The organism is Thermotoga maritima MSB8 (assembly GCF_000008545.1).
Taxonomy (GTDB): Bacteria; Thermotogota; Thermotogae; order Thermotogales; family Thermotogaceae; genus Thermotoga; species Thermotoga maritima.
This window is the reverse complement of the sequence record NC_000853.1, coordinates 639,355-658,938: the sequence shown is the minus strand read 5'-3', so window position 1 is coordinate 658,938 and position 19,584 is coordinate 639,355. Positions and strand designations below refer to the sequence as shown.

The following is a 19,584-nucleotide window of genomic DNA, read 5'->3' as shown; positions in this document are numbered from 1 at the left end:
CTACGATGTTACTTCCCTGATTGGAATCTTTTTACAGGAGGAGATTTTGTTGATGAACACGACAAAGATAAAAGAAAGAATAGGACATTTATTGATTATGGTTATGTCTGTTTTGTTACTAGAATTAAAATATTCGGAGCAACCTCCTCTCATCAGAACGCTTTATGGGGTAGTTGTAACGTTTTTAGTTATAATGCAGTATGCCTTATTCAGAAAACATAAACTAGTGGTGCTGGGAAGTCTATTTCTGATTAGAGAACCAAACATTTTCTTCGTTTTATCCACTAGCGATGTGGCGATTATTGCTTATGTTTTGCTTGAATTAAGAAGGTTGAAGTTAAAATTATCTATTTTCAAAGAACCATTAGATGTGAGAGATATATACCTGGAAACTCTAGAAAACGCCGCAAGATGCATCTTTGTAAGCAGAGCACTTCTTGAGAAGGCAAAATCTTTTGGCTATTCTGGTCAAAACGCAACTGTGATACCAAACGGGTACGACCCGGATGTGTTCAAACCCATGGACAAAAACACCGTGAGAAAAGAACTTGGAATATACAAAGAAAACACACACTACGTGGGTTTTGTCGGAAATCTGATACCCATAAAAAGGGCAGATAAACTGCCTGAGATATTTAGAAAAATAGCAAAAGAACTTCCAAACACAAGATTTCTGATCGTTGGAGATGGGGCATTGAGAGATAAAATACTGAAAGAGATGAAAGGGCTCGATGTTGTCTTTGCTGGAAGGGTGCCGCAGGTGGAAGTTGCAAAGTACATGAACGCAATGGACGTGATGGTATTGCCAAGCAGAAATGAAGGATGGCCCTGTGTCATTCTCGAGGCACAGGCCTGCGGTACATGTGTGATTGGAAGTAGTAATGGTGGGATACCAGAAGCAATAGGATTCGAAAAGTACGTTGTTCAGGAAGGAGATAAATTTGAAGAGAGGTTTGGGAAAAGAGTGGTTGAGGTTTTAAGAGAAGGATACGATATGAACAGGCTCATGGAGAGGGCAAAAGGATTCACATGGGTGAAGGTCGTCGAAAGAGAGACCGAGCTTTACGAACAAATTATACAGGCCTTTCGGCGTGATTGAACGGTTGTTCTAAGAGCAAAAGAGTCTTCTGGTTGAGTCTTAAGTAAAATGAGTTCGCGGGAGAGATATCAGTAACTAAAGAGAAGAAGGAAGTGTTGGATGCATGTTCGTAAGCTTCGTAATTCCCGCTTATAAAGGATCAAGAAATACCTTTCATCCGTGATCCGGTACTGGAGTAAGAAGATCGAAACGGTTCTTCCGCAGGATGACAGCGGGAAGCAGTCGGGATGATAAAATTGTTCCGTGTGGTTCCCCTGCCGCAGGTGGTGTCGAAAAGTTAGTGACTGATCTGGCAGGGTTCTCAGATCGATCGAAATTTGAAGTCAGCGTGCTAAATGTCATCCAGGACACGTACTGGCCAGAGGAAGAGATGCTCACTGAAACAAGTATCAAGGTTTACACAACCGATATGACACTATCCGAATGCGTGGAAACTGAGAGGTAGAAACGCCATTCGTGTTGGGTACGTTCAAACGTGGGTATGGAACAAGTCTTAGGGCGATAGAGCTAGAAAGGAAGGTGAAAACTGAATTATGATCAAAGTACTTCACATCATTCCTAGTTTAGCAGTTGGAGGGGCCGAGAAGTTAGTCTCGGACATGGTTGAATTTGCTGATCGATCCCGGTTTGACGTAGCTGTCATGAGAATAACAGGAACGGACAGTTTTTTAGTTGAAAAGCTTACAAGTAAAGGTTACCAGGTTTACACGATTGTACTTGATTACGAGGCGATCGCTCCCTCCAAAGTAATTAGACGATTACTGAGAGCTATTAAGAATATGAGAAGAACATATAACCTGCTCCGTGAGATCAGGCCAGACATCATACATTCCCACCTCTCTGCTCTTAGAATTGCCCTAATACCAGCTTTACTCTGTCGCATACCCGTCAAAGTCCATACAATTCATACTGTTGCAGAAAAAGATGCAAAAGGTATAACAAGGTTTTTCAATAGAATCGCTTTCAAGTTCTTCGGCTTTGTACCAGTGAGCATTTCACAAGAAGTGGCAGAAAGTGTCAAGAAGCTATACGGTCGTAAAATTTCAACGCCAGTCATCTATAACGGAATAGATGTGCAAAAATTCTCGATCGATCAACCGAAAAGAGTGGATAGGGATAAAACCATACTGATTAATGTCGCAAGGCTCTCAAGGGAAAAGAACCACGCACTTTTGGTTCGTGCCTTCAGCAAAGCTGTCCAGTCTTGTCCAAACCTTGAGTTGTGGCTCGTAGGTGATGGAGAGCTGAGAAGAGACATAGAAGAACTTGTCAAACAGCTTGGTTTGGAAGAGAAGGTCAAGTTCTTCGGTGTAAGATCAGACGTACCAGAGTTGCTTTCACAGGCTGATATATTTGTGCTGAGCTCTGACTACGAGGGGTTCGGATTGGTAGTGGCGGAAGCAATGGCGGCTGGACTTCCAGTGATAGCGACGGCCATTGGGGGAATACCAGAAATTCTTGAAGGAGGAAGAGCTGGAATACTCGTTCCTCCGAAAGATGTGGATGCGCTTGCAAAAGCGATTGTTGAGCTTGCAAGAGATGAGAAAAAACGCGCTGAACTGTCGGATTATGGAAGGAAGTTAGTAGCGGAAAGGTTCGATATCAGAAGAACCGTCAGAGAATATGAGAAACTGTATCTTGAGCTTTTGGAGAAAAAGAAAGGGTCTAAGAAGTTTCGCATTAAGGGAAATGTTCTCTGAAGTCTGTAGGAGTGGTAGAATTTTTCATTACCAGTTATATTCAGTGCTTTCGGAACTTTCCCATCACTCAGATTGGTCCGGAAGTAATTACGAAGGATGGCAATGGATGTGTTTGCGAGTTTCATAATACCCGCTTATAATGTGGAAAAATACATAGTCAGGGCTTTAACAGAGCGTACTTTTGCAGACAGATATGGATCTGGAAATAATAGTTGTTAACGATGGTTCCACAGATCGAACGAAAGAAGTGCTTATGAAGTACTTTCCAACAGCGGTTTTAGCAACTACAAAGTCATCACAAAAGAAAACGGTGGCCCAAGTTCAGCGAGAAACAGAGGATTGAAAGAAGCACAGGGACAGTACGTGATCTTCCTCGATGGGGACGACTATGTAGCCCCGATTTTGGTTGAAGAATTGAAAAAAGCCTTGTCCATAGCCCAGGCAGATGTCTTCTGTTGGAATTTTTTAGTGGTTGACGAATCAGGTTCTGCACTGAGCTGGCAGTTCCCATGGAGGCTTACCGATTCGTATGATTTACTGGATGGGATTGCCATTCTTCGAAAAATCCTAATTGAAAAGCAGTTGTGGGTGTGGACTGGCAGCGCTGCATATTCGCGACACTTTCTGAGTCAGAACGATTTCCTTTATGCTGAAAAATATTACACTGGTGAGGACCTTGAATTTGAATGGAGGGTTCTTTTGAAGAATCCCAAAGTGCTTGCGATTAGTAAAACGTTGTCGTACTACGTTCAGCGTCCCGCTTCATTGACTAAGACCATCAATTTCAGGCAGTTCGATTTCTACCCTGCTCTCAAGCAACTTTATGAAAAACAGAAAGAATTGATCTCGGATGATGAACCCACGAGCGAGTTACTACAAGCTGTTCTTGAGTGGTCAATTTTCAACTTTCTGGGCTTAGTCTTTTTCCAGCTGAGAAACTCAAAAAAATCTCCGATCAAGGAATTTCTAAAAGGGCTAGAGCAACATCATCCCGGGTTGTTCCAGATGGTGGTAAGAGATGCCAGATCTATAACGAGACTGGTTTCAAAGGTCACCAAAAAGGACAGAGTCTACTTTTCATTGTTTAGGTTTTCTCCTCGCGTTTTCCTTACCATCTGGCTTCATCTTTCAAGACTCAAAGCTGCGTGCAGGAGGCTTATAAAAAAACTCATGAGAGATAAAACTCCAGAATATTGATGATGATCAAAGAGCAGAGAATTGTGAAGTTTTTTCTCAGCGAGCATAGACAAGGACACATCACGATAAGTGAGAAATAAATTTCAATACCAAGCAAGGAGGATCCCTATGACTCCCAACGAACGAGATCTTTTGAAAAAATACATCTCCTTTTCTCTTGGAACTTGGTTCAGAGCGCTCATTTCTTTCTTCACCACGCCCATCACAACCTGGATGATCAATCCCGAAGAGTTTGGGAAAGCCACCATGTTCTCCACAGTGTATTCCATCCTTCTTCTTGTAGCCCTCCTTGGAACTCCAAATTCTTTCCTCAGATTCTTTCCACAAAAGTCAGAAGAGGAAAAACCAGTTCTCTTGTGGAGCAGTGTGATGCCACCGGTTCTTTTGAGTATCTTGCTTAGTCTTGTTGTTTTCATTTTCAGATCTTCCATAAACACATTTCTGGTAGGAACACCTGATTCAAAAGCTCATGTCATTTTGATCGCAACGCTCATAACAGGAATTTTCCAAACCTTCAATTTGAACCTCGTAAGGTCCAAGGGAAGAGCCATTCTTTTCTCTGCGATTCAGGTAATTCAGTCTTTGAGTCAGATGGGTTTTATTGTTCTCTACGCTTTACTTGTGAGCCGTGATTTTTACACTTTGCTTTACGCACAGCTTTTCTCAAACGTTGTGGCACTTGCTGTCGGTATGCTCTTTGAAAGGTCCTATTGGTTTCCTGTAAAAATAGACAAAAAACTCGTTTTTGAGGTCATAAAGTATGGATATCCTTTCGTTTTCTCAGGTCTTCTTTTGTGGCTTCTAAACTGGATAGACAGATTTGTTCTTCGACTTTACACGAGTTTTTCTGATATCGGTTTGTACTCTGCAGCATTCAAGATTGTTTCAGCGATGAGCTTGCTTACAACTGGTTTTTCCACACTCTGGTACCCTTTCGCATACGAACAGTACGAGAAAAATCCTGAAGACAAAATGATCTTCAAAAGAGCTCTTGACTACATGGCCTTTCTTGTCTTTTCCGCTGGTTTTCTTCTTCTTTCCTTCAAGGACGTTATTTTCCTTCTGCTCGCAAGATCCTACCGCCCAGCCGCGGCAATTTCTCCATTTCTGATATTAAACCCTGTGATGATAACCATGGCCATTGTTGTCGCAAGGGGAATCGATTTTTCCAAGAAAACCTACTGGTTCATCGTGAGCGATGGTGCAGCTGCTTTGTTCAATCTTGCTGGGAATTTCCTTCTTGTTCCCACACTTGGAGCCAAAGGAGCTGCTGTTTCTACGGGGCTATCTTTCATAATCGTGTTTGCTATCGAGTCGAGTGTGTCCAAAAAGTTGTACCCTGTTCCATACGATCTGAAGAAAGTCTACTGTCTTGTATCACTCTTTGTCTTCTCGGCAGTGTTGCATACATTCTCCCAGAATCTGCTCTTGCCTGTTCTTTCATCTGTTTTTGGTGTCTTTGTCACAATCTTTGCCTACAAAAGTGAATTCCTTAAAGTAGTGTCCATCGGTGTAGAATTTTTGAAAACCACCTTTCACCGCAAATGAGTTTTGGTTACCACATATTTCGTTCGAATCCGTCGTTTTTCACACAAATCTGGTAGAATACTTTAAAGTGTTAAATGTTTAATTACAAAGATTAGGAACTTCTGGGGGTACTTCACATGAAAGTTCTTATCATCACCAATCTTTTCCCTTTGAACAATAATTCAAATTCAGGTATCTTTGTTGTTCAAAGATTGAGGCACTATAAATCTTTCAATGTAAACCTCGATACTATTTCATTAGGACATCACAATAGCAAAATTGCGTCGTTATTAGAAAAATTATTACGAGGTCACAGTAACAAGAAAACTTTAGAAGAGGTCGAGAATGTAAAATTTTATCCAGTATCCATTGAAATAAATCTACTAAGACTCATTAAATATGGACTTCTTCGCAACTACTTCACAGTACTTTGCAAAGAATATAAGAAAATGATCGAAGAAGCTTTCAATCTTAATGAGTACGATCTGATACACGCTCACGGTATGTACAGTGTTCCAGCAGGTTTGACAGCAAAGATCTTAGCAGAAAAGTACAGAAAACCTTTCATTGTCACCTTACACGGAAGTGATGTTAATCTTTTCATGCCACACAGAAAAGAGATATACGTCTCCATCCTTGAAAGCGCATCGGCAACGATATTTGTTAGTAAGGCGCTTCTTGAAAAAGCAAAATCTTTAGGATTTTCCGGCAAAAACGCTGTTGTGATTCCAAACGGCTACGATGAGACGATATTCAAACCCATGGACAAAGAAGCTGTAAGAAAAGAACTTGGAATACACAGAGAAGGCTACAAGTACGTGGGCTTTGTAGGAAACCTCATACCGATAAAGCGAGCAGATAAACTGGGAGAGATATTCCATCTCATTGCAAAAGAGATACCAGAAACGTTCTTCATCATAGTTGGAGATGGGCCGTTGAGAAAAAAGATCGAAAAAGAAACGAAAGGCTTGAACATCATCTTCACAGGAAGACTTCCACAGAAAGATGTGGCAAAGTACATGAACGCAATGGACGTGATGGTATTGCCAAGCAGAAATGAAGGATGGCCCTGTGTCATTCTCGAGGCACAGGCCTGCGGTACATGTGTGATTGGAAGTAGCAACAGAGGAATTCCAGAAGCAATAGGTTTTCCAGAGTACGTTGTCGAGGAAGGAGATCAATTCGAAGAAAGATTCGCAAGAAGAGTGGTTGAGGTTTTGAATGAAGGATACGATGTAAACAGAATCCTGGAAAGAGCGAAAGGATTCACCTGGAGGAATATAGTGGAAAAGGAAATAGATGTGCACAAACGGGTGGTACTGAAATCGTAAGACAACGATCAGAGGATTGTTTTCAAAAAGGGGAATAAAAGCTTCATGATAGAATCTTAAATAAAGTATGGAGGGATAGGTTTGGGGTAACAGAAAAGGTTCTCGATCAGATTCAAAGATGGAGAGAACGGCTGTTAAATTTGAGTTTGTCAAATCCCTTGCTGGCAGTAGATCGTGCTCGGGTATCGAAACTTTTAATCAAGGATTCAGAGATGACAGACCTTTTCGACTTGCTGGTCAAAAGGGGATTAAAACTTCCCGTTTTCAAATATGATTTAACAACCGATAGATACATTCTTGAAAAACCTGGGGAAATAAATTTTGAAGGCACCGAAGAGGAAATTGTAAGAAAAATAAGCAGATTATATTCCCTTTCAAAACTTTCTATTGAAGAAAAAGGGGTTGTAACACTGTTCATGACCTTTGGAGTCCTCAAATGGAATGATCCTGGTTTTAAAACACCATACCTGTCGGCTCCTGTAGTGATGGTCCCCTGCGAATTTGAAAAGAACAAACACACAAACCAGGTATCCAGGATCAACTTCTTTGGAGAAGGAATTCAATTTAATCCAGTTTTGGAGTTACTATTTCGCGAGAAATACGATCTTCCCTTACCACAGATAGAAGAGATTGATTCCAAAAACTTTAATGAAATAATCGAACATCTGGGAAATTTAAAGACTCAATTCACCATCTGGAAAGTGATTCCTCAATGTTGGATCATATCATTGAATCCGGAAATGTTCGTTCTGTACAGCGATCTGGGGAAGATGATGCAAAATACGGAAGCGCTGACACATCCTTTAATAAATGCCTTCTCAGGTGTACTATCTCTTTCCAAAAGCAGTACTGAGTCTGTGTCCTCCGTACCTCTGGTACCTATTCTGAGAGCCGATTCGAGTCAGCGAAAAATTCTAGAAATGGTAAGAGAAGGAGAAAATGTGGTTATCCATGGTCCTCCTGGTACCGGCAAGAGCCAGACTATCGCCAACATCATAGCGGATGCTGTAGCTCGTGAGAAAACAGTGCTTTTTGTGAGTGCAAAAAAGGCCGCTCTCGATGTGGTTTACAATCGATTGAAAAACGCTGGTTTGGGTAGATTCTGTTTAGAAATTCACAGCACTAGAAAGTCCAAACAAGAGCTCATGTTTGATCTAAAAAGAACCATCGATCTTCTTCAAAATTTCCAGGATGTTGAACAGCCAGCAGATCTGCTGAAACAATTTGAACATTTGAAGAACAATCTGAACAACCTTCTTAATTCTCTGCATAGAACTGATCATCCGCTCGGAATGTCCATCTACGATGCCATTTCAAGATTGGAAGGGTTAAAAGACTATCCAGTAATTCACTCCCTCCATCTTTCATCGATAGCGGAGATTTCAAAAGAGAGATTTGAAAAAATTCTCCAACTGATGGAAAAACTGGAACAGCTCGCCGATGTATACAACGAATCTCAGCACCCCTGGAAAGGGTTCAAATTCTCAGAAAACATCCTTTCTTATCCATTAAAAGTGATAGAGATGTTAGAGTATGTCAAGATGAATTTAAAGAACATGAAACAAATGCTGGAAAAGGCTGGATTTACAGATATAGGAAATCTGCGCTTCGAAGATTTTCAAAAGATTCTCTATCTTTTGAAATCGCTGAAAAATGTAGACGTGCTCCCGGGTAGATGGTTTCAAGTTGAAATCGAAGAACTTTCCACACTGAGGGAAATTGTTGAGATTTTGCGTAAAAGAAAAGTTCTGATGAAAAAATATTTCCAGCACACAGAAAAATCAATTGAAGAAATGACTGAGATCCTTCAGCCAGTGGAACGCTTTTCCAGAAGCTGGTTACGTATTTTGAATCCATCTTACTGGAAATGGAAGAAGTTCGTAAACAGAAATCTCAGGTATCCTCATAACTTCGAAGAAATTCAACGACTCTATGAAATATCCAAGAATCTAATAGACACGGAAATAAAATACAACGATCTCAAGGAAAAGATTCCTGATCAGGAATTTTCTTTTGATGAATACAGAACGAAAGAACTAGAAGAAATCGATTTTGCGCTCATAAAATTAGATATAGCGCTGAAAATTAGAAAAAAACTTCCAATAAAGATCATCAAAAACGATCTAATTCTCACCAGGGTTTCAAAAGATCTGATCTCAAGGGCAATTGAGATTCTTGAAGACACACAATTGAAAAAATATATGGAAGATCTGAACAGATTGTGGCCAGATGGATTTGTGGGCGAAAAAACACTTCAGACAGCTCCTGTTGATGAACTTATTCGCAAAATAGATCATCTTATAGCCAATGAATCAAAACTCCACGAATGGATACAGCTTCAAGAGACACTTGAAAGTCTTGAGAAGATGGAGCTAAAGACTTTCATACGGAGTGTGGAAAAAGAACACGTAAAAAATATTCGACGAATTTTTGAGAAATCATTCTACAAGCAATGGATAGATAATGTTTGCACTCTTGATAAAAACCTCCGCGACTTTTCAAGTGAAAGATATGAACAGGATATTTTGACACTTGAGAAGGCGGAAGAAGCACTCAGAAAAAGATGGGTGCAATATGTGAAATCGTTACTCGCAAAGAAATTTCGAACGATACTTGCAGATACAAATCACTCGCAGCAGATACGTATTCTGATGAGGGAAACCCAGAAAAAACGGCGGCATAAACCCATAAGGAAATTTCTCCTGGAAATATCTGACATTCTCAGATTCGTCAAACCCTGCATTCTAATGAGTCCACTGTCTGTTTCTTCTTTTCTGGACTTAGACAAGTTTATCAACTATTTTGATATCGTGATATTTGACGAAGCGTCACAACTAAGAACTCCTGAAGCAATCTCTGCTGTGGTTCGCGGAAAACAGATAATAGTTGCAGGAGATCCAAAGCAACTCCCTCCCACTAACTTTTTCAAATCCTATTATGAACTGGAAGATGATGAAGACGAAAGGGAACCTCTTGACTCTTTTCTCGATGAATGCATAGCTTTACCGCGTGTGTTCAAACAGGGGTATCTAAGATGGCACTATCGAAGTCGTGATGAACGTTTGATAGCGTTCTCAAATCACTATTTTTACGGAGAGAACCCGCTGATAACCTTTCCATCACCAAAATACAGAAACTCTGATCAAGGTATAAAACTCGTTTATGTTGAAAACGGCACCTGGGACCGCGCAGGGAAAAGAGTGAACACGATGGAAGCCCTGAAAGTGGTGGACATAGTTATTGAACATTTCCAAAAGCATCCAGATCGCTCGATAGGCGTTGTCACAATGAACACCTCTCAAAGTGATTTGATAGAAAATCTTCTTCAAAGGCGTTTGATGGAGTATCCACACCTTATGGATGTCATTTTTAAAGAATCAAACGAACCATTTTTCATAAAATCACTCGAAAATGTTCAGGGGGATGAAAGAGATACGATTATTATCAGCATTGGATATGCCAGAACACCTTCTGGGGAATTGTTCTACAATTTTGGACCCTTGAACAATGAAGGAGGTTGGAGAAGGTTAAACGTTCTCATCACAAGAGCTCGTTATCAAATCATACTGGTTACCAGTTTGCGTTCTGAGGATCTTTCCAGAGCGAATTCTGAGAATAAAGGAGTAGCGGCACTTAGAAATTACCTTAAATACGCCGAACAAAACTGTAAGCTTGAATTCTGTAGATCTTATGGGGAATCAGATGATATCATTCCCACCTCAATAGCTCGACAGTTGAATAATATAGGTTTTCTGACAGATACCAACATAGGAATGGGACTATGTCAGGTGAGTGTTGGAATTGAGGATCCTGAAGATCCCGGAAGATACAAAATAGGTATTATACACGACGGAAAAAACCACGCAATGATTCAGGATGTGATTGATAGAGAAGTCCTTAAGTTTAAGGTTCTTGAAAGTTTGGGATGGAAGCTAAAGAGGCTGTGGACAATTGAGTGGTATAGAGACCCCGAAAAAGTGTTAAAAAACATTATTGAACATTTAAAATAGAATGATAATTATCACACATTTGCGAGAGCAGTCCTAACTAATCCTTTCTGTGCAGCAATTTGTCCTCAAGAAAGTATATCAATCAACCCCGGGCAACGAAAGCAGTATCTAAGCCTTATCACAATCGGACAGATATTTGATTCTTTTCGTCTTTATAAATTGAACCATCTTCAATACCAAAGCATCCAGATAGTTTCATCACACCAGCGAGCACAACACCATACTGTCCAGCATAATTTTCTCGAAAGAGAGTTTCAACTGCCGTACTTGTGAAAATCCCAGTGGGAGAGATGAAGAATTACAAAGACACGGTAGAAACCAGAGGAAGACAGTCTACCTTCCACAGTTCCATCAGATAGCAGAGTCTTTCTTCAATTTTTGTTGTATTATCATCCACTCCCATTCTGATGTATCATATATCAATACAGAACTTAAAATTCTGGAAATCATTAGTAGAACTTCATCGGAGAAACTATAGTTCGATTTGACCCATCCACAGGTCAAAATTTGACCTTTCTGTAGGTCAGTCTCTTTCGAACACAGTACATAGAATCTCTTCAAATATCTTCTTTCCTGTAAATAACCACTCCGTTTTCGATCATCTTTGTGTTGGATCATCATAAACCACAAGGAGATCGATATCACTGAAGGCGGTGATTTTTCTCTTTGCGTGAGAAGCGAAGAGCACCACGAGTCTCAGACGATCTTTTCAGCAAGCTCACCAGCCTTGTTGCAACTGCGTCGTCTCGGCTTTCACCGGGGCTTCTGAGATCGTTATCCCTGGCGGTGGGAACTGATCGACATTTATGGGAGCGCTATGGACTGAGAACAGAGATTTCTTTGAACAGCGTGAAGACAAAGGTTACTATTCGTTTCCTTCAAACACTGCAAAGAAGAGCCATGCCGGTACCGCCACGATGTTTTCGTCTCTGAAGATCGCATCCTGGGTGATGACGATTCCTTTCTTGAAGACTTTCTTCATCCCAGCATAATCGGACCTGTGTATGTTGTTCTGGAAATTGATTTCAACCGGTATGAGAGAATCTCCGTGTTCGAAAACGAAATCTACCTCATTGCCACGATCCGAATACCAGAAAAATGGTCCGTCGTAAAGGTTCATGCCGTTCGGCAAGGTCTTTCCGTTTCCCATGAGATGTCTCAGAGTTAGCATCTCCACAATCTGGGGAAGCTTGATCTGCTTTCCGCTGATCTCTTCAATGATATCGACCACAACTCTATCGATGGGATACGTCTTCTTCTGTTTCTTCAATCTGACAGTTTTTCTGGAAATATCCACGAAAAACACGTTCATCAGAATGAAGCTGTAACCAAGATACTCGAAATATTTCTGAATCGTGTCAACACTTTCTATAGCGCCACTGAATATGTCAACAAGGGAGTTCCATGAAAAACGCTGTCCCACTATATCTGGAAGTTTTTTGAAGATCTCTATGACCTTAATCCTCGACCCCAGGTATTTCTCCGCGTCTCCCAGGATGAAATCTCGAAAAACTCCTTTCGTGATCTCGTCGATCTTGCCTTCTTTCAGGAAAACATCTATCACTTTTGGAAATCCACCTGTGTTCAGGTATTTCACGAAGTACTCCTTCAGAAAAGAGTTCTTGAGATACAGAATTCGAAGTTCTTCCTCGCTTTTCAAGAAGATATCATCCACTGACATTCTTTCCACTGAGATTCCAAGACTTTCCAGAAATTCTCCGAAGGTGAGAGGAAGGTACACCAGGTCTTCACCGTAACCCTTTCTTCCTGGAAGTCTTTCACTCGATCTCTTCAGATCGAAAGCAGAGGAACCTGTGAGTATGAGGAGGGAATTTTCAAGCAAACCGATATCTACCAGATATTTGATGGATTTCTGCCAGTCTTCCACCGCGGTTATCTCATCTATGAATAGGTATCTTGTTTCACCGGCTTTCCTTTCGAAAATCTGAAAATAGGCCTTCATCGTTTCTATCAATTCGAACCTATCTTTCACGGCGTCGCATGTGAAAAAGAAAATGTTCGATGGTTTCACACCGTCTCTTAAAAGCTTCCTTATGTAGAGTTTTAAGAACGTAGTTTTTCCTACCTGGCGAGGCCCTCTTATTGTGTATATCCCGGGTTTGTTCAGCGGAATCTTCTTGAAGAGATTTTCTGGAAAGTATTTGAATGTGCTGTTTTCGAACATCGATATGTGCCGATCAGTGTTTATGATCTCTGGGTCTCGCCACCAGGGGTTCATAATGTAAAGCTCGTCCATCCTCACTGCGAACCACTCCCTGGAGAGATTTCATCTTATTTTACCATACTCGTTCGAATTTATCTATCTCATTCGATAAAAACGTACGAATTTATCGAATTGGTTCGATAAATATCGACGTGTTTGATTTTCAAGTCACGTCCGCCTGAGAAAGCTGTCGAACCTGTCCGGTGTCTGTCGAGTTTGTCGACGGTGTCGAGACGGTAACAGGAATTTGTAGTATAATCTAAACAAAACAGAAAATAATACAGGGGTGATTTTGTGAAGCAAACGGTGGCCGATCTTTTGAGTGTTCTGGTGGACAGACCGCTCAGAGAAGGCGAATCAGAATATCTGGTGAACAGGGCCAGGGAGATAAACTATCTGAACTCAATAGCACTTCATCAACCTTTTGGGATCGTGGGTGTTTCTGGAGAAACGGGCATTGGAAAAACGACGGTACTCAACTTCGTGAACCCGGAAGGAGTCTTCACGGTCAGGGTGAACATCTCGCTCAGAGACTCCATGGAGAGTATACTCTACGATCTTCTGCACAGTCTGGCGCTTTCCCTGGAGAAGGTGGAGGAAGTGTCGGATCTTGCAAAAGAGGTTAGAAAGTGGATAACGGATGAAGTTTCAACCATAAAGGGCTTTTCCCTCGGTGTTTCCTTTGGTGTGAACGCCAGCCTGACACATGAAAAATCGATCAGACCGAGGTTCAATTTCTTCAAAGCCAGAGAAAAGCTCGGAGAACTGATAAAACAGACGGTTCAGAGAAAAGGAAAATTCCTTCTGATCATAGACGAACTGGACAAGGAAAAGAAAGAAGACGTTCTCAGGGTGATAGATTCGATAAAGAACTTCATCATCATGGAGGACTTTGTCGTCATACTTTCTCTTCCCTTTTCTATATACCGAGAGTACGCTGCCGACAGACTGAGATGGAACGAAGCAGGAAATCTGGAAAACATATTCACAGACATCGTTTTTGTTGAGCCTCTGAAGAAACTTGAGATCAAAGAGTTGATCATCAAAAGGCTTGGATCTTACATTGAACTCATCGAAGACGGAGTGCTCGATATAGTGGCCGATTTTTCCGATGGAAACCCAAGAGACGGCCTGTGGATACTGACAAAGGCGATCTACGACAACATTCACAAGGAACTGTTGAGTAAAGAGGATCTGATCAACACGATCAACAGGACGATATCAGAGTACACCGGGCTGACTCTGAACCTGACAGAAAACCAGAAAAAGGCCATTCGAGTCCTGAGAGGTTCTGTCTACTCCAGAGAAAAGATCATAGAAACACTTCAGAAAGAGGGCTTCAAGCGAACAACGGCGTACTCAGTCATGGATCAACTCCTTCAAAAGCGGATACTCCTTGTTGAAAAGGAAGGCTACAGGATCTCTGGAAAGTTCAGTTACATGGAGATCTGACGGTTTGTCGATCCCGTTCGATGTCTGTCGAGTTTGTCGAGGTTGTCGAGATTTCTATAACGCTTTATAAACAACCACTCCACCCTCGATCATCTTCGAGATGGTCTTTTCCATCTGTTTGTATTCACTCAGAGAATAGACGTGCGGTTCCAGTCCTTTCAATTTGATGGTCCTTTTCACTATTTTATAAGCGTCTTCTCTGAACGGGTCTTCGTACACGACAAGAAGATCGACATCGCTGAAGACGGTGAAATTTCCCTTCGCATAAGAGCCAAAAAGTACCACAAGTCTCACAGGAAGTTTCTTCAGGAGTTGTGGAAGGGAATTTCTGATGATTCCCAGGACCTTTTCCCTTTTATATTCTGGATAGAAGATCTTCGCAGAATCGGATGATCTTTTCAGCATAGTTCACCAGCCTTTCGGCTTCAATTCTGGAATACCTGTTTCTGGGGGAGCCGGAAGGAAGGGCATCCGGATACCTTGTGGGGATACAAGCTTTGTCCAGTTCAAGGGCATGGTCCATGAGTTCTTCAGGGATTTCAAAACGGCTGGAGAGTTCCCCGAGAAAATCCGGTACAGAATATCCCCATGCCTGTGCACCCATTCTCTGGAACACAGCTTTCACGGCTTTTTCTGCTGCCTGCTGGGAAGAAAAGCATGCCCAGTTGTAGAAGCCGTGCTCCAAATCGTGTTTTGCATGCTCCAGATCATCTTTTGCCGCATCCAACCAGTCTTTGCTTCTCTCCAGATCAATACCACCTTTCAATGGGGACTTCTCAAACTATTATAAAACACGCCAGATCTCAACGGTGCCGCAAATATCACCTACAGCCAGGTATTTTCCATTCGGTGAAAAGGTAACAGATCTCACGATTTTTGTGTGCTCTTTCAACGTTTTGATCAATCTACCATCAGAGACTCTTCAGATTCTGAGGGTATCGTCAAGATCTCCCGAAACCAGGTACTCACCACATTTTACTGCTCCATCTCACACTCTCGCTCCACAGCATAGACAGAGCTTTTTCATGACTTCCTTTCAATCCCTTAGAGGGATTCTGACGACTCTCGGGTGTATCTGAAACCACGGGTGGATGTTTTTCTCGTGTAGTTCTGGATTTTTTAGTTTGTGTTATCACCGGGACTTGTGCGCTCTTTCTTCACTCAAAGAGACTCAATGAATTCCTCGAAGGCTTCGAAACCATTCCTCTATCACCTCAACGATCTTTCCAGCGGCGTTTCCGTCACCGTACAGTCCTGATGGATATTCCGAACGGTCTTCTTCCATGGTCACGTCGAAGAGATTCTCTTCGCTGGCTAACTTGTTCCAGCCTGCTTCGACGAGTTCTCTCCAGCCCGTATCCGGCATCACGACTATCGCTCTTTTCCCTGCAAAGTACGCTTCTTTCTGAAGACCTCCGCTGTCTGTCACCACTTTCCAGCACCTTTTTACAAGTCCCATGAGGTTCAGATAATCCACCGGGTCTATCACAACCATACCTTCCAGGAGGTTTTCAAGACCGAATTCCTTCACTCTATTTTTCGTCCTGGGATGGATGGGAAATACCACCTTCTTTTCTCTGGAAACCCTTTTGAGCTGTTCCAGGATCTTTCTCAGTTTTACTGGATCGTCCACGTTGAAATCCCTGTGAAGGGTGACAAGAACGAATTCGTTCTCTTTCAGCCCCAGCTTTTCGAACACATCGTATCTGAATCTATCCTCCATTTTGAGGAAAAGATCGTACATTACATCCCCCACAAAGTAAACTCCTTCTGTGATTCCTTCCCTTTCGAGATTCCTCACCGCGAGTTTGCTCGGACAGAAAAGAAGCTGAGAGACACGATCTGTGACGATCCTGTTTATCTCCTCGGGCATGTCTTTGGGATGCTGTCTCAACCCTGCCTCAACGTGGGCGACAGGTATTTTGAGTTTTGCAGCCACGAGCGCACCAGACAGAGTCGTGTTGGTGTCGCCGTAGACCAGAACAAGATCAGGTTTTTCACTGAGGAGGACCTTTTCAAACTCGATCATGATCTTTCCCGTCATTTCTCCATGGGTTCCAGATCCCACGTTGAGATTGTAGTGAGGTTGTCTGATCTCAAGAATTTCAAAGAACACGCTGGACATGTTGTAGTCGTAGTGCTGTCCGGAATGAACGAGGATCTCCTCTATCCCCTTTTCTTTGAATTCCCTGTGAAGCATCGCCTCTTTTATGATCTGAGGCCTTGCACCGACCAGTGAGAGTACTCTCAACCCATAACTCTTTCCAGAAATTCTTCTTCCTTCTTCTCGTCCCACACGAATCCCTCCTGATGTCTTCTGATATTCTCCAGTATCTCTTCGTATCTTTGACATGCATTTTCTATTCTCTTCAGGCTTTCCTCAACGTTTGCCGGGTCTATAACAACTCCTATTCCCAGATCCTCGACCATCTTTGCCATCGAAACGAAAGAATTCTTCACGATAACGGGTGTTCCGGCAGCGATGGAGTCGTAGAACTTGTGCGGTAAAGAGTACAAATAGTTCTTATCTTCTTTGCCAGTAGGTTTATAAGATATCAATGAAAACATGCTTTTTGAGAGTTCCTCCATCATCTTTTCGTACGGCAGAAAAGATGTGTACGTGTGCGGAACATCAGAAAATGCTTCTGAATCCATTCCTATTATTCTGAAAGAAAATCCTCTTTCAACAAGTGCTCTTATGAGTTTCTTTTCGTGAATGAGATTTCTCGGTGTTTTTCCTACCAGAACGATTTCCATTTTCTTTTTATCCGGATCTGGTTCGATTTTCATCGATGCGTAGTTTGGTACAATGAAAGTCTTCTCCGGATCCAGTCCGGTCTTTGCCACAACATCGTTCCGTGTTTCTTCAGAGACGAAGATACACAGGTCAGACAGCTGAAGCTGTTTTTTGAATATCCTCCACATTACAAATCCTTTCAGATCACTCAAAGGCCTGGGAAGAGTACTGAGAAAATTCTGAGGATGATACTCGTGTATATCGTAGACAATCTTTTTTCCACGCTTTTTAGCCACAACGAAGGGTTTTAGAGGTTTTGTAGCCGGAAAGTGATGCATGTAGAGGATATCGTAATCTTCAGTTTCTACGAGATGACGGATTTTTTCATCGACTTGTTTTCTTTTAACGGCTTTCTGGAAAATATTTCCCCTGTTCGAACATTTCACGGGGATGTATCTGATGTTATTCTCCTTAAAAGGTAGCTCTTCTTTCTCCGTCCAGTACTGATAAATAACCTCACTTCTCTTGGACAGAGCCTGAACCGTTCTGAAGACCCTCTTGTCGTTTCTCGGGTGCATATATCCAATGACAAGAACCTTCAAATCGCTCACTCCTTCTGAAGATAAGGTTCACTGCTGTTCAACATCCACCCCACACCCTTCACTACGACCCACGTGTCAAGGTAGTCGAAGAGCCACTCAAAGAGTGTGGTCCAGATCAGAAAGACCGTGATCGTTCTCAGGGAGAAGTACCCGGTGAGGGCTCCGTAGAAGAAGATCACGTTGTCCACAAGCTGGGCCAGTTTCGTTGCGGTGTTGTCGCGGAGCCACAGGTGTTTTCCGAAAAGGCCCTTCGTTCGCTTCAAAAAATCCTGAAACCTCGCCTTGAATATACCAGACACGACGAACGCGAGCCAGCTGAAGAGCGTGGTTCTCCAGACGGGAAGAAAGAGAGCCTTCATGTGTTCGTGCGCCCAATCTTCGCTGGAAGGGATGTAACCGAGCGCGATCAGCATCCCCACCAGAAACACGACCTGGGCGAAGAAACCCACCGCCACCAGCTTCTGCGCCTCTCTGTACCCGTACACCTCGGTCACGATGGCGATCAGCGTGACAAAGAAAGGTCCGAGGAAAACCCCGGCGTACAGCTGAACACCGGGAAACAGTTCGTACGCCTTCAAAACGGCAACGTTCATGTAGAGAACAAGAATCGCTCCAAGAGCGTACATCCCTTTCAGGCCGAAGAAACGTATCGCAAAGAAAACAAGAAGAACTCCCACGAGATACTCGAGTCCAAGGAACATCCAGTTCACCAGCATCAGCACCGCCTCCACACAAGAACGTTGTTCCTGAATTCCCTCTCTATCTCTTTCCTGTCCAGAAGAAAGCTCAGATACGCGTGAACGGTGGATCTGTAGAGTATGTACTGTGTGAGATTCTCCAGGGTGATTTCGAATCTGTCGAAGAGCTGTTTCATCAGTTCGTCTGTGCTCAGAGGATTTACTGTGATTTCCAGAACAGCGTTGATGATGTTCTCCACTGCCTTTCTGTTTTTCTCCACAAGTTCACCGATGTCTCGAGTCACCTCTCCATGAGACGGAACGTAGTAGCTGTAGCTTGTCTTTTCAAGAAAGTCGAGCGTTTCAAGGAATTTTTCTACGTTGTAGATGACGAATATTCTGTGTTTTCTCAGTGTTTCCTCAGAAAACACGGCGTCTGCGCAGAAAAGAACGCCATCCACAGCCACTCCGATCTGGTTCGTCGAGTGTCCGGAAAGAGGTACTATCTCAAGATCCACGCTCTCGATCGTGATGGTTCCCTCTTCGATCACTTCATCGACAGCGGAGGGTTCTGCCATGAGAAACTTGTTTCTGAGCTCATTCGGTGGATAAGCACCGTACAGGTAGAAAGGTTCAAAGACGGTGTTTTCTATGATCTCTTTTTCCATCTTTGGGGCGAACACGCGGGTGGAGAAGCGCTTTTTCAGAAAGGCGTTCCCACCACAGTGGTCGGCGTGAGAGTGGGTGTTTATGAGATACAGAGGAGGCTTTTGCAGAAGTCGAGAAATCTTTCTTGGCACGCTCTCATCGAGCCCGCTGTCCACGAGAACGGCAGCGTTTTCTGTGTACACGACACCTATGTTCACCGGATTTGGAACGTAGGCCACTCTCTCTGTGAGACGCTTTATTTCCACGGTTTCAGAACCTCCCGAAGATCGAGTCTTTGGAAGACCACACCGGCTACTTGATTTTATCCTCCACAAATGGTAGTATTTCTCAGAGCCCAGTTTTTTGTCAAGGAGGTTTTT

The 19,584-nt window shown here is 42.6% G+C and carries 16 protein-coding genes and 2 pseudogenes; 9 read left to right on the top strand and 9 right to left on the bottom strand.

The window, feature by feature from the left end; all coding sequences use genetic code 11:
* The first annotated feature begins 52 nt into the window (after positions 1 to 52).
* From TM_RS03205 to TM_RS09610, 8 genes and pseudogenes are all read left to right on the top strand, one after another.
* Positions 53 to 1,099, top strand: a complete 1,047-nt coding sequence (locus TM_RS03205; protein ID WP_004081185.1) for a glycosyltransferase — start codon at positions 53 to 55, stop codon at positions 1,097 to 1,099.
* Between the two features lie 533 nt (positions 1,100 to 1,632).
* Positions 1,633 to 2,799: a glycosyltransferase family 4 protein gene (locus tag TM_RS03200; protein ID WP_004081188.1), complete on the top strand. Its 1,167-nt coding sequence runs from the start codon at positions 1,633 to 1,635 to the stop codon at positions 2,797 to 2,799.
* Positions 2,800 to 2,980: 181 nt separating this feature from the next.
* A complete protein-coding gene (locus TM_RS09795; protein WP_024103724.1) occupies positions 2,981 to 3,142 on the top strand; it encodes a glycosyltransferase in 162 nt (53 codons plus the stop codon).
* Positions 3,088 to 3,996: pseudogene (locus TM_RS03190) on the top strand (glycosyltransferase); the annotation flags it as partial. The gene TM_RS09795 and the pseudogene TM_RS03190, both read left to right, overlap by 55 nt.
* 108 nt (positions 3,997 to 4,104) lie before the next feature.
* Positions 4,105 to 5,544, top strand: coding sequence for a lipopolysaccharide biosynthesis protein (locus tag TM_RS03185; protein WP_004081192.1), 1,440 nt, complete (start codon positions 4,105 to 4,107; stop codon positions 5,542 to 5,544).
* A 116-nt stretch (positions 5,545 to 5,660) separates the two neighbouring features.
* Entirely contained in the window at positions 5,661 to 6,854 is a 1,194-nt protein-coding gene (locus TM_RS03180; protein ID WP_004081194.1) for a glycosyltransferase family 4 protein, read from the top strand.
* Positions 6,855 to 6,994: 140 nt separating this feature from the next.
* Positions 6,995 to 7,927, top strand: a pseudogene (locus TM_RS09615) (DUF4011 domain-containing protein); the annotation flags it as partial.
* A 564-nt stretch (positions 7,928 to 8,491) separates the two neighbouring features.
* Complete coding sequence (locus TM_RS09610) at positions 8,492 to 10,864, top strand: AAA domain-containing protein (protein WP_228378911.1); 2,373 nt, start codon at positions 8,492 to 8,494, stop codon at positions 10,862 to 10,864.
* Positions 10,865 to 11,462: 598 nt separating this feature from the next.
* On the opposite strand, the gene TM_RS09780 is transcribed toward TM_RS09610, so the two are convergent.
* Together TM_RS09780 and TM_RS03170 are read right to left on the bottom strand one after the other, a co-directional pair.
* Positions 11,463 to 11,552: a hypothetical protein gene (locus TM_RS09780; RefSeq protein ID WP_321162763.1), complete on the bottom strand. Its 90-nt coding sequence runs from the start codon at positions 11,550 to 11,552 to the stop codon at positions 11,463 to 11,465.
* 177 nt (positions 11,553 to 11,729) lie between these two features.
* On the bottom strand, positions 11,730 to 13,127 hold the full coding sequence (locus tag TM_RS03170; RefSeq protein ID WP_004081198.1) for an ATP-binding protein: 1,398 nt from the start codon (positions 13,125 to 13,127) through the stop codon (positions 11,730 to 11,732).
* 255 nt (positions 13,128 to 13,382) lie between these two features.
* On the opposite strand from TM_RS03170, the gene TM_RS03165 reads away from it, so the two are divergent.
* The gene (locus TM_RS03165) at positions 13,383 to 14,540 is read left to right on the top strand and encodes an AAA family ATPase (RefSeq protein WP_015646113.1); all 1,158 of its coding nucleotides are present in this window, start codon (positions 13,383 to 13,385) and stop codon (positions 14,538 to 14,540) included.
* A gap of 54 nt (positions 14,541 to 14,594) precedes the next feature.
* Here TM_RS03165 and TM_RS03160 read toward each other — a convergent pair whose 3' ends face one another.
* The 7 genes from TM_RS03160 to TM_RS03130 form a co-directional block, all read right to left on the bottom strand.
* Positions 14,595 to 14,945, bottom strand: a complete 351-nt coding sequence (locus TM_RS03160; RefSeq protein WP_004081204.1) for a nucleotidyltransferase family protein — start codon at positions 14,943 to 14,945, stop codon at positions 14,595 to 14,597.
* Positions 14,896 to 15,306, bottom strand: coding sequence for a HEPN domain-containing protein (locus TM_RS03155; RefSeq protein WP_004081206.1), 411 nt, complete (start codon positions 15,304 to 15,306; stop codon positions 14,896 to 14,898). The genes TM_RS03160 and TM_RS03155 overlap by 50 nt, the downstream gene beginning before the upstream one ends.
* Before the next feature lie 18 nt (positions 15,307 to 15,324).
* Positions 15,325 to 15,444, bottom strand: coding sequence for a WD40 repeat domain-containing protein (locus TM_RS03150; RefSeq protein ID WP_010865162.1), 120 nt, complete (start codon positions 15,442 to 15,444; stop codon positions 15,325 to 15,327).
* Between the two features lie 267 nt (positions 15,445 to 15,711).
* The gene (gene wecB / locus TM_RS03145; protein WP_024103726.1) at positions 15,712 to 16,791 is read right to left on the bottom strand and encodes a non-hydrolyzing UDP-N-acetylglucosamine 2-epimerase; all 1,080 of its coding nucleotides are present in this window, start codon (positions 16,789 to 16,791) and stop codon (positions 15,712 to 15,714) included.
* Positions 16,788 to 17,879 (bottom strand): glycosyltransferase family 4 protein, encoded by a 1,092-nt coding sequence (locus TM_RS03140; protein ID WP_004081216.1) that lies wholly within the window; start codon positions 17,877 to 17,879, stop codon positions 16,788 to 16,790. Before TM_RS03140 ends, wecB begins: the two co-directional genes overlap by 4 nt.
* A gap of 5 nt (positions 17,880 to 17,884) precedes the next feature.
* Complete coding sequence (locus TM_RS03135; protein WP_004081219.1) at positions 17,885 to 18,595, bottom strand: queuosine precursor transporter; 711 nt, start codon at positions 18,593 to 18,595, stop codon at positions 17,885 to 17,887.
* A complete protein-coding gene (locus TM_RS03130; RefSeq protein ID WP_004081221.1) occupies positions 18,595 to 19,470 on the bottom strand; it encodes an MBL fold metallo-hydrolase in 876 nt (291 codons plus the stop codon). Before TM_RS03130 ends, TM_RS03135 begins: the two co-directional genes overlap by 1 nt.
* Positions 19,471 to 19,584: the final 114 nt, after the last annotated feature.